Raw genomic sequence first — 11,819 nt, 5'->3', positions numbered from 1 at the left:
TTCAGACGTAGTGCGCAGAGCCTGTTTTATTGGAATCTCAGCGACAGACCCTGACCGTGCGCGGGGGAATCCAGGTCCGGTGTCCATGCCTCCAGACCCAGTGACCGCTCATATGGCGCCAATAACAATGTACATCACTGCGATGGACCGCGCCAGGCGCGCTTCTCGGCGGAGAAGCCATCGAAGGAGCCGCAGACAAAATTGTCCCGAGCGCAACGATCACAACCATCAGAAAATACTTCGGGCTTTTCCTGAGCGCCATTTCCGCCCCCTCCAGTGTCGCACYGCCATCTCCTCGGGGAAGTTCCCCACTGGATTGCGAGCCAGAGATACCCCCGCCATCGGGCTCTAATCCTTTCACCAATGACGTGAATCGCAGCAATCTCCAACGTAATCGACGGCGATTTGCCGTGATCGATAGTTCATGGTTTGTGACCTACTGGGTAGGTAGAAGCAGAGCCGGTGTCCGGCGGCGAGCATGTCGATCAGTTCGCGGAGTAGGTGAGGCATCGAGGTGCTGGTCCAGGCCTGCCAGACTCGGCCGTCGCTTCAGCCACCGACGACCCCGCAGACTCCCGTCTTCCCCAGCAGTGTCACTGGTAGCCGGTCACCCGCCGTTCACGCGGTAGCATGGTGGGCGATACTGGGCGGTGTGACGAGCGACGGACAGACCGGGCCGGCAGCCGGCGGTGATGCGCCGCCCCGGCAGCCGTTCGCGCACCTGAGCGCCCCCAACGCGGACGTCTACCGGGAGGTGCTGACGACGTTCGCGCGGGCGCGGGACCGGTTCATCGTCCACATGCGCCCCGAGGACGTGATCGCGGATCTGGGGCGGCCGGGGCAGACCGAGTCGATCGTCGCCGCGCTGGACAAGCTCGTTGAGTGGGGCAACCTGCGGGCCGACCCGGACACCGGCCGGGTGACCACGGTGGCGGACTTCCACCGGGCGCGCTACCTGTACCAGCTGACCCCGGCCGGGCAGGCGGCCGAGGAGGCGATCGCCGTCTACGAGGTGGCGATCGGCCGCCGGGGCGCCCTGCAGTCGGTGGCGCTGGAGGACATCGCCGCCCAGCTGCGCGCCCTGGTGGAGATGACGGCCGGCGACGCCGCCGATCTCGACCCGGCGAAGGTACACCTGCTGCTGCTGGGGCTGGCGGAGCGGTTCACCGGACTGGCCGACAACGCTCAGGCGTTCATGACGTCCCTCCGCCGAGTGATCGACTTCTCGGACGGTGACGTGGACGCGTTCCTCGCCTACAAGCAACGGCTCATCGACTACATCAACCGGTTCATCGCCGAGCTGGCGAACCGGGGCGCGGAGATCGCCACCCTGCTGGGTCAGGTCGAGGGGGCCGGCGTCGAACGCCTGCTGCTACTCGCGGCCCGTCGGGAGGCGACCGACGCCGTGCCCGACGTGCCCGAGGTATCCGGCTCCGGGGCATCCGGCTCCGGGGCATCCGGCTCCGGGGCATCCGATTCCGGCCGGACCGGAGCCGGGCGAACCGACGCTGAGCGGATTCGGACCGCCTACGACGCCGCGGTCGCCGCGGCCCTGGACGGCTGGCGCAACCGCTGGCGCGGCCTGCACGACTGGTTCGTGTCGGCGGATTCACGCCGTCCCTCCCAGGCACGGTTGTTGCGGGGCGCGGCTATCACCGCGATCACCCAGCTCATCGATACCGTCGCCGCACTCAACGAGCGCCGTACCGGCCGTTCGGACCGGTCGGCGGACTTCCGCACGCTCGCTCGCTGGTTTGCCGAGGCTCCTGACGACGCGGCGGCCCACCGGCTGTGGCGGGCCGCATTCGGCCTGGCCTCGGCCCGGCATCTCACCGTCAGCCAGGAGACCGTCGCCGCCTGGCAGGAGGACGAGCCGACACCGAACACGCCGTGGCAGGATGCGCCGCCGATGCGGATCAGCCCGCAGCTACGCCGGACCGGTTCCTACGAGCGGCGCGGAACGCCGAACCGGGTCACGGACCGCGCGCGGCAGCGGCGGCTGCTCGCCGAGCAGGCCGCGCGGGAGGCGGAGCAGGCCGCGTCCGCTCGGGCCCGGCTCGCCACCGACGGGCCAGTGCTGCTGTCCCAGCTCGGCGTCCTGGACCGGCAGGCGTTCCGGCTGTTCCTCGGCCTGCTCGGGGACGCGCTCGCCGCCAGGCTGGCGGGCGATACCGAGGTGGAGACCACGTCCAGCGACGGCACGGTCCTGATCCGCCTCACCCTCGTCCCCGGCGGGGGGGTGGCGCGGATCGAGACCGAGGATGGCGTCCTGGACGGCCCGGAACACACCGTCGAGATCGTCGACCTGGCCGGTGCGGCATCGCGTCCGGCGGCCTGGAACGACCTGAACGACCTGAACGACTGGAGCGACTCGAACGACAGGAATGACCGAAACCGGCAAAACGATCTGAATGGCCGGATGGACGGCCTCGCTCCGGTCGTACTCGCCGGTGGGCCGGACCGGCTCGAGCTGCTGGAGACCGGACGGGTGTCCGGATGACGGCGGACTCGGTCGCCGAGGAGAACCGGGCCGCGCGGCGCAGGGCCCTGCGCGCGCTGCTGGCCGGGCCGCTACGCACCGCCGGCGCGGACGACGAGGTCCTGCGGCTGGTCCGCCGGCACGCGTCCGAGCTGCGCGAGTGGCTCGCCGCCGAAACCGGCTGGCGGCTGGTCGTCGACGCCGAATCGGCGCGGCTGTTCAAGACGGCGGCGACCATCCAGGACGACACGCACCCGGCGCGGGAGGGGAAGGGCCGAGCGCCGTTCGGGCGGCGCCGCTACGTCCTGCTGTGCCTCGCGCTGTCAGTGCTGGAGGGGGCGGACACCCAGATCACCCTCGGCCGGTTGGCCGAAGGGGTGCTGGTCGCGGCGAGCGACCCGGAACTGGCCCGCACCGGGGTCACCTTCACCCTCAGCCGCCGGGACGAACGTTCCGACCTCGTGGCGGTGGTCCGGCTGCTGCTCACGCTCGGCGTGCTGGATCGGGTCGCCGGCGAGGAGGACGCCTATCTGCGCGACAGCGGCGACGCGTTGTACGACGTACGCCGCAGGGTGCTCGCGTCGCTGCTGACCGGTACCCGCGGCCCGTCGACCATCGACGCCGACGACATCGGGGCGCGGCTCGCCGAGCTGACCCACGAGCCCGTCCCCGACACCGACGACCTGCGCAACCGGTCGCTTCGCCGCCGGTTGACCCGCCGGCTGCTCGATGATCCCGTCGTCTATTACGACGAGCTCGCCGAGGACGAGCGCGCCTACCTGATCAGCCAGCGCCGGGCGATCACCAGACGGATCGAGGACGCCACCGGTCTGATCGCCGAGATGCGCGCGGAGGGAATCGCGATGGTCGACCCCGACGACGAGCTCACCGACGTACGGATGCCGGAACAGCGCACCGACGGCCACGTGACCCTGCTAGTCGCCGAGTATCTCGCCACCCGGCCGGATCCCGCGGAGCCGGTGCCGGTCGGCCGGCTGCGTGGATACGTTCGGAAGATGGCGGCCGAGCATTCCACCTACTGGCGGCGGGGCGTCACCGAACCGGGTGCCGACGCCGAGCTGCTCGCCATGGCGCTGGACAAGCTGCGCGCGCTGCGGCTGGTCACGGACGTGCCGGGCCGGGCCGGCGAGCCGCCGGCAGTGCTCGCCCGGCCCGCGATCGCGCGCTACGYCGTCGAGGCGCCGACGATCCACGACGGCCGGGCGGGCGGCGCCGGCCCGGTCAGAAGCGGTCCGGCCAGAAGGAAGAAGACGAGCCGCCGATGAGCACCTCGACCCGCATGCCCGCGACACCGGCACCGGCCTCGATTCCCGCACCGGCACCGGCGTCGGCCTCGATTCCCGTACCGGCCCGGGAGGACCGCTGGCAGCCGCTGCGCGCCGGCCTGGTCGACCTCTTCTACTACGACGTGGAAGAGTTCCACTTCCACGACGGGCGGCTGCTGCTGCGGGGCAACAACGGTACCGGCAAGTCGAAGGTCCTGGCGCTGACGCTGCCGTTCCTGCTGGACGGCGAGCTGGCCGCGCACCGGGTCGAACCGGACGGTGACCGCAACAAGCGGATGGAATGGAACCTGCTGCTGGGCGGCCGGCATCCGCATCCCGAGCGGCTCGGCTACACCTGGCTGGAGTTCGGCCGGCTGGGCGGTGACGGCATCCCCGAGTACCGCACGATCGGGGCCGGCCTGAAGGCGGTCAGCGGGCGCGGCATCGTCCGGCACTGGTTCTTCGTGACCCGCCAGCGGATCGGTCCGCAGCTGTCCCTGGTCAGCCCGACCCGGGTGCCACTGACCAGGGACAAACTGAAAGAAGCCGTCGACGGCCACGGCGCGGTGTACGACACCGCGTCGGACTACCGCCGTGCCGTGGACGAAGCGCTGTTCGGTCTCGGCGGGCACCGGTACGAGGCCCTGGTCAACCTCCTGATCCAGCTACGCCAGCCRCAACTGTCCAAGAAGCCCGACGAGAAGCTGCTCTCCCGGGCGCTCACCGAGGCGTTGCCGCCGCTGGACCCCGCGCTCGTGGTCATCGTGGCCGAGGCGTTCCGGGGTCTGGACGAGGAACGGGAGACGCTGCGCGCCCTCGCCGAGGCGGAAACGGCTGCGCAGGCATTCCTGACCCATTACCGCCGGTACGCCCGAGTGGCCGCGAAGCGGTACGCCGCGCCGCCGCGGCAGGCGCACAGCCGCTACGAGCAGCACGGGCGGGATCTCGCCGAGGCCGACGCCGCGCATCAGGCGGCGGTCGAGGCCCTGACGGCCGCGCAGCAGGCGCTCACCGAGGTGGAGGAGGCGAAGGCCACACTGACCGCCCGGCGGGACGCGCTGCGGGACAGCCCGGAGATGCGCGACGCGGCGGCGCTGCGGGGCGCCGAGGAGGATGCCGGGCGGCTCGCCCGGTTCGCCGCCCAGCGGGAGCGGGACAGCCGGGCCGCGGCCGAGGCTGCCGGCGACCGGAAGCGCCGGCTCACGGGTGCGGAACGCACGGTCCAGGCCGACGCGGCGGGCTTCGACGCCGCGATCCGGGCCGCCGGGCTGGCGGCCGAGGCCGCCCTGGTCACCGGCCGGCACGCCGCGGTGCTCACCGAGCTGGACGGCGGGGAACCGCCGTACCGCGACGCCCGGCGATCCGCCGAGGCCCTGGTCGGGCAGCAGGGCACCGCCGTGAACCGTCTCGACGGGTTGCTGCGCGCGGCGGCCGACGCCGGCGTGGCGCTGCGCGCGGCCCGGGACGACCTGGACCGGATCACTGCCGAGCAGCAGGCCGCCGCCGAGCGGATCGCGGCGGCCGAGGACCTGACCGCCCAGCGCGGGGCGGGCCTCGTCGTGGCCTGCACGGCCTACCTGGCCGGCTGCGCGTACCTGCGGCCGGCCGACCCGGACGCCGCGCTGGCGGCCCTGGCCGGCTGGGTGGACACACTCGACGGGTCCAACCCGGTCGCCACCGCGGTGGACGGGGCGGCGCGGCTGGCCACCGCCGACCTCGGGCGCCGRCAGGCCGTCCTCGACGGCGAGCAGACGGCCGCCCGGCGGGAACTCGAACGGCTCGCCGAGGAGATCGAGCGGCTGGCGGCCGGTGGCCACGACTCGCCGCCGGCCCCGCACACCCGCGACGAGCACGGGCGGGACGGCCGGGACGGCGCCCCGCTGTGGAAGGTCGTCGACTTCGTCGACGGCGTGCCCGACGAGCACCGGGCCGGAATCGAGGCGGCGCTGGAGGCCGCCGGGATCCTCGACGCCTGGGTCGGCCCGGACGGGCGGCTGCACGACCCCGTCAGCGACGACGTTCTGGTCACGCCCGGGCGGCCGGCGCCGGGGGGTGGGCTGGCCGCGGTGCCCACGCCGGCGATCGACCGCGACGACGCACGCGCGGCCCGGCTGAGCGACACCGCGGTCGCCGCCGTCCTCGCGACGATCGGCCTGCGCGGCGGGCCCGGCCCGGCCGGCGGCTCCTTGGTCCACGGGCCGGCGGCCAACGGGACGACGGCCAACGGGACGACGGCCAACAGGACCTCGGGCACCGAGACCTGGGTCACCGTGGACGGCCGGTTCGGTAACGGGGTCCTGACCGGCGGTTGGCGCAAGGAAACCGCCGGCTACATCGGTGAGGGTGCCCGCGAGGCGGCCAGGCGGGTCCGGCTCGACCACCTGCGCGCCGATGCGACCCGGATCGAGCTACGGCTCGAAGAGCTGGCCGCGGCCGCCGCGGAGCTGGCCGACCGGCAGCTCTCGCTGGCCGCCGAGCACGGGGCCCGGCCCTCCGACGGCGACCTGCGCGAGGCGCACGCGCAGCTGGCCACGGAGCACAAGGCCAAGCGGCGGATCGACGCCCAGCACCAGGAGGCGGCCGCTGTCGCGGCCCGCCGGCAGCAGGCCGCGGGTGAGGCGCGGGCGGCGGCCGAGGAGTTCGCCGGCGACGTGCGCCTGCCCGCGGAGCCGGCCGCGCTGGCCGACGTCCGGGACGCCCTGGGTGACTACCGGGCGGAGCTGGCCGCGCTGTGGCCGGCGGCGGAATCGCTGGACCGGTCCCGCCGCGCGGCGACCGAGGCGGAACACGAACTCACCCTCGCGCTGGAACGCCAGGAACAGACCGCCGAGGCGGTCGCCGAGGCGCAGACGCAGGCCGACGCGGCCGCCGAACGTCACCGGGTCCTGGTCGAGACGGCCGGCGCCGCCGTCGACGAACTGTTCCGCAAACTGGCCGCCGTCGACACCGAACTCGACCGGTGCGGGCAGCGGGAGAAGCAGGCCCGGGCCGCCGAACGGGATGCGCTCGACGCCCGGGGCCGGGCTCACGGCCGGCGTGAGACGTTGCGGGAGGCGATCACCACCGCCGCGGCCGAACGCGAGGCGGCTGTCGCGAGGCTCCGGGCGTTCGCGGCCACCGGCCTGCTCGCGGTCGCCGTCCCGGACCTGGAGATCCCGGACCCGGCTGCCGGCTGGGCACCGTACCCCGCGATCACGCTCGCCCGGGCGGTCAACGCCGCCCTCGACGACGTCGACGACACCGACCGCCGGTGGGAGCTGGCGCAGCAGCGGGTGTCGGCCGAGCACAAGGTTCTCACCGACGCGCTGTCCCGGCACGGCCACTCGGTCGGGATGGTCGTCTCCGACGGCGTGATCGTGGTCGACGTCCTGTTCCAGGGCCGCAAGCAGGACATCCCGGCCCTGGTCGCCGCGTTGGAGACGGAGACCGGGCAGCGGGCGATGCTGCTGTCCGCGAAGGAACGCGAGATCCTGGAGAACCACCTTGTGAACGAGGTGGCCGGCGCCCTGCAGGAACTGATCAGCGACGCCGAGGGCCAGGTTCGCCGGATCAACACGGACCTCGCGCAGCGGCCCACGTCGACCGGCATGCGGCTGCGGTTGCAGTGGCGGGTCGCGCGCAGCGCCCCCGAGGGGCTCGGCGCGGTGCGCGACCGGTTGCTGCGGCAGACGGCCGACGCCTGGAGCCCCGCCGAGCGGACCGCCGTCGGCGCGTTCCTCCAGGAGGAGATCAACCGGGAGCACAGCGCGGACACCACCGGCGGATGGGCCGAGCAGTTGACCCGTGCCCTGGACTACCGCGACTGGCACGAGTTCGCTGTGCAGCGGTTCCAGGACGGTCAGTGGCGGCCGGCGAGCGGTCCGGCGTCCGGTGGTGAGCGGGTGCTCGCGGCGTCGGTGCCGCTGTTCGCGGCTGCCTCGTCGTTCTACGACTCCTCCGGCAACCGGCACGCACCCCGCCTGGTCGCCCTGGACGAGGCGTTCGCCGGAGTGGACGACGACTCGCGGGCCAAGTGCCTGGGTCTGCTCGCCGCGTTCGACCTCGATGTGGTGATGACCAGCGAGCGCGAGTGGGGCTGCTACCCGCAGGTTCCCGGCCTGGCGATCGCGCAGCTGTCCCGCCGGGACGGCATCGATGCCGTGCTCGTCACGCCGTGGCGGTGGGACGGGCACGAGCGCACCCGCGTCGACCGRCCGGTGCCCTACCAGCCCGAGCGGCCCGACCAACCCGACCAGCCCCAGCTACTCGACCAGCCCGACCAACCCGACCAGCCCCAGCCGCTCCGTCCGGCGCAGAGCGGCAACACCGAGCCCCTGCCGTTCGAGTGAGCGCGTCGTCGACCGGGGCCTCCCGCGGTACGGAAGCCGCCCGCGATGTGGAACGGCTGCGTCGTCTGCTGGGCGGTGAGCACACGGCGTGGCTGCTCGACCGGGTGCGGCGCAGGATCGAGCTGGGCCGGCCGCTCACCGGGACGGTCACCCTCGGCCGGGCCAGCGCGGACCAGCGGCGGGGGGTCGAGCGGCTGCTGGGCCGCCGGGCCGGCACCGGCGCCTCGCTGTCCGTGTCGTTGGACGAGGTCGACGCGGTGCTGCGGTCCAGCGGCGCCGCGCCGGACGGACTCGCCGCCGCCGTCCGCCAGCTCACCGGGGATGTCACGGAGCGGGCGGAGCTGGCCGCGGCGCAGTCACGAGCCTGGGCGCAGGCGCACCAGCCCCTGGACGACCTCCTCGCCCGGCGCCCCGAACTCACCCCCTGGCGGTCCTGGCTGGACAGCACCGGCCTGCTGCGCCGGCTGGCTGGCACCCCGGACGCGGCGGGGCCGCTGGCCGCCGACCTGCTCCGGGTGCTCGACGCGTTGCCCTCACCCGGCGTGGCGCTGGGCCGGCTGGCCGCCACCAGCACCGGTGACGCGCACGCGCTCGACGACGGCCGGCCGCTGGCGACGCTGGCCCTGGCGGCGGCCCGGGTACTGGGCGGATCCCACCCGGCGGGTGACGGCTCGGCCGCGGGCCGTCGCGCCGCGTGGGCCGCTGTCGGGGTGCACCGTGACGAACTGTCGTCCACGGTGCTCTGCCTGGGTCTGCCGGGCGGGGCGGACAGCCCGACCGGCCGGATCCTGGCCATCTGTCGCGAGGCGGGGGAGCCCTGCGTGCTCACTCTGCGCCAGGTCGGCCCGGGCCAGGACCGCGGCGACCTCGGGGTGGGCCTCGGAGTGGTGTACCTGTGCGAGAATCCGATCGTGCTGGCCAGCGCCGCCGACGAGCTGGCGGGCCGCACCCCGCCGCTGGTGTGCGTGAACGGCCAGCCGTCGGCCGCCGTCATCAGCCTGCTCGCGGCGCTCGCCGGCCAGGGCGCGCGGTTTGCCTACCATGGCGACTTCGACTGGGGCGGCATCCGCATCGCCAACGGCCTGCGGGAACGGATCGGCTGGCGGCCATGGCGTTTCGACGCCCGGTCCTATCAGGCGGCGCTGACCACGGTGACCGGCGGCGAGCTGGTTGGCCGGCCGGTCGACGCGGCCTGGGACCCCGACCTGCGCCCCGCGCTGGAGCACCATGCGATCAGAGTGGACGAGGAACTCGTCCTCGCCGAGCTGATCAACGACCTCGGCGCCCCACACGCCTGGTAACACTCGATAACACTCGGTAGATAAAGGCMAGGCGCTCAAGGGTGCGGCCGGTAGAGTCCCGGCGACACGCGCGGGCAGCAGGTCGGCAACCTCGCTCGTCCGGGCGCCATGGCCGGTGAGAGCAGCGGTGATCGTCTGGTCTTCGTCAACGACGACCAGCGGCGCCCGGTGCGGCAGGCGCATACTGGAGGCGATGACCAAGTCAGCGCTACCCAGGCCCCGTCTGTCCACCAGCCCCTTCAAGRCCCCGGTCACCCCGCCGTGCAAGCGGTTCGCCGTAGGAGACCGGGTCACCCACGACATGTACGGTCTCGGCCAGGTAACCGGGGTCGAAGCAGAAGTCGCCGTCCTCGTCGATTTCGGTTCCCAGCAGGAACGCATTCTGAGCCCGTTCAGCAAGATGTCCCGTCTCTGACGCCGTGAGGCTTCGATTCGCGGAACCCGAAGACGCCACGTAGGCGGCGGAAGGTCCCGCGGAGAAGCCTGTCACCGCCCTGACGTCCTACCCCTCGTTCCACTCGGCAGCCCCACCCCGAAAGCGAGACATCTCATCGCCACCGCCTCGATCCCCCTCTTCTCCGCGTCGGAGCCGCCGCGCTCTCTGCCGCGGCAGGAGCCCCCGCCTCTGACGATCCGCCTCTTCCAGGCACCCGACTTCGGGCTGTCTGATGTCGAGATCATCGATGTCGCGGTCACGGACGTCGAGACCGTCGCCTTCCAGGCGCCCGCCGTCGAGCGCCCGCCCGCGCTGGATCCCCGTCGTCATCGAGCGCGGCCCCGCCGATCGTAGGCTCCGGGCGCTGTCCGGGTAGGGCGCGCAGCCACGCGCACCAGGCGTCGACCCCCYGGCCGGTACGGGCGCTGACCTCCAGCACAGCCACGTCCGGGTTGACGTCGGCGAGGTTCTTCCGGAACGCGTCAAGGTCGAAGTCGAGGTGGGGAAGCAGGTCCGTCTTGTTGACGAGCACCAGGTCGGCCGAGCGGAACATGACCGGGTACTTGAGGGGCTTCTCCTCGCCCTCGGTGACGGCAAACACCATCGCGCGCAGGTCCTCCCCGACCTCGAACTCGGCGGGGCACACCAGGTTGCCGACGTTCTCGATAACGACGAGATCGAGGTCGCGCAGGGGCAGCCGGCCCAGCGCCGAGGCGACCATGGGCGCGTCCAGGTGGCACTCCCCGCCGAACCCGTTACCGGTGTTGATCAGGGCGATCGCCGCGCCGAGCCCGTCGAGGCGGTCGGCGTCGATGCTGGTCTCGATGTCGCCCTCGATGATCCCGACCCGCAGCTGCGGGCCGAGACGGCGCAGCGTCCCGACCAGCAGGGTGGTCTTACCGGCGCCGGGAGCGGACATCAGGTTCACCACCGTGACGCCGGCGGCGTCGAAGGCGGCCCGGTTCGCCAGCGCGACCCGCTCGTTCTCCCCGAGGATCCGCTCGAGGACCTCGACCCGTTCGGGCCCGGTGCCATAGCCGGCATGGTCCCCGACGGACACCCCGGCCGGTGGGTGCGGACCCGAGTACTCGTGCGGCGCCCCTTCCGGGTGGGGATGCGCCCCTTCCGGGTGGGGATGGAAGCGACCCACGGCGTGTCACGCCTCCACGGTGTCGGGAGCTGCCGAGCCGGGAGCCGCCGGGTCGGGAACTACTGGGTCGGAAGCCACCTCGAACGAGGTGACGAGGAACTCCTCGCCGGTGACGATGGTGACGCCGGCCGCGCCGCAGGTGCCGCAGCGCAGCGCCCGGTCCGCCAACTCGCCGCGGGTCCCGCACACCCGGCAGCACACACTGACCGGCACGCTCTCGACCTCCAGCACGGACCCGGCCAGCACCTGCCCGCCGGGGGGATCGGCGCCGTTCTCCGGGGGCCCAGCGTTCTCCGGGGGCCCAGCGTTCTCCGGGGGCCCAGCGTTCTCCGGGGGCCCAGCGTTCATCAGCTCCCAGCAGTAGGCGAGGGTTTCCGGCACGATCTGGCGCAGCTGACCCACCCGGACGTGCACCCGGGTGACCGGCCGACCGGCCGCGTGCCGGGTGACGACGTCCGCGATCGATCGGCAGACGGACAGCTCGTGCATCGCCCGGTCCTCCCCCGGCACCCTCCGGCGACCCGCCTGATCCGGTGACCCGCCCGAGCCGGCATCGCACCGGCTCACCACTTCGCCGGGCCGTACCTCGGCGCTCGCCCCACGGGCGTCGATGAGGGCGGGCTGGGATGGCCGGTGCATGCCCCACTCTCGCCCGGTCGTGTGCGCTTCACCAAACCGCACTGCGCGTTGGTGACTGCGCGTTGGTGGCAGCCTCCGCGCACTGTCGATAGGCGTCCGGCGCTGGGGGACATAGCGTCTGCTCTGCCGGAAGTCTCCGTGAGGCGACGGGCCACCCGACGATCACCCGGCCCAGCGGCTTCTGATCACCTCGACGGAGG

Annotated in this window: 7 protein-coding genes; 5 read left to right on the top strand and 2 right to left on the bottom strand. The window is 73.1% G+C overall.

The genetic code is table 11. The annotated features are described in order from the left end of the window. The first annotated feature begins 652 nt into the window (after positions 1 to 652). The 5 genes from KBI5_RS12485 to KBI5_RS12465 all read left to right on the top strand — a co-directional run bounded on the left by KBI5_RS12485 (position 653) and on the right by KBI5_RS12465 (position 9,809). A complete protein-coding gene (locus KBI5_RS12485; protein WP_232235187.1) occupies positions 653 to 2,500 on the top strand; it encodes a TIGR02677 family protein in 1,848 nt (615 codons plus the stop codon). Continuing rightward, on the top strand, positions 2,497 to 3,765 hold the full coding sequence (locus tag KBI5_RS12480; protein WP_085015304.1) for a TIGR02678 family protein: 1,269 nt from the start codon (positions 2,497 to 2,499) through the stop codon (positions 3,763 to 3,765). The genes KBI5_RS12485 and KBI5_RS12480 overlap by 4 nt, the downstream gene beginning before the upstream one ends. Next, positions 3,762 to 8,093 carry a TIGR02680 family protein gene (locus KBI5_RS12475; protein WP_116289904.1) on the top strand — a complete coding sequence of 1,444 codons (4,332 nt, stop codon included), beginning with the start codon at positions 3,762 to 3,764 and terminating at the stop codon, positions 8,091 to 8,093. Before KBI5_RS12480 ends, KBI5_RS12475 begins: the two co-directional genes overlap by 4 nt. Then, positions 8,090 to 9,394, top strand: a complete 1,305-nt coding sequence (locus KBI5_RS12470) for a TIGR02679 family protein (protein WP_011435531.1) — start codon at positions 8,090 to 8,092, stop codon at positions 9,392 to 9,394. The genes KBI5_RS12475 and KBI5_RS12470 overlap by 4 nt, the downstream gene beginning before the upstream one ends. A gap of 193 nt (positions 9,395 to 9,587) precedes the next feature. Next, on the top strand, positions 9,588 to 9,809 hold the full coding sequence (locus tag KBI5_RS12465; protein WP_085015306.1) for a hypothetical protein: 222 nt from the start codon (positions 9,588 to 9,590) through the stop codon (positions 9,807 to 9,809). A gap of 277 nt (positions 9,810 to 10,086) precedes the next feature. On the opposite strand, the gene hypB is transcribed toward KBI5_RS12465, so the two are convergent. After that, positions 10,087 to 10,980 carry a hydrogenase nickel incorporation protein HypB gene (gene hypB / locus KBI5_RS12460; protein WP_085015303.1) on the bottom strand — a complete coding sequence of 298 codons (894 nt, stop codon included), beginning with the start codon at positions 10,978 to 10,980 and terminating at the stop codon, positions 10,087 to 10,089. 6 nt (positions 10,981 to 10,986) lie between these two features. Beyond that, a complete protein-coding gene (locus tag KBI5_RS12455; protein ID WP_241882842.1) occupies positions 10,987 to 11,619 on the bottom strand; it encodes a hydrogenase maturation nickel metallochaperone HypA in 633 nt (210 codons plus the stop codon). Between the last annotated feature and the right edge of the window lie 200 nt (positions 11,620 to 11,819).

The sequence above is a fragment of the Frankia sp. KB5 genome (genome assembly GCF_002099325.1).
GTDB lineage: Bacteria > Actinomycetota > Actinomycetes > Frankiales > Frankiaceae > Frankia > Frankia casuarinae.
Note: the sequence above shows the minus strand (reverse complement) of the source record. Positions and strands in the feature narration are given on the sequence as shown.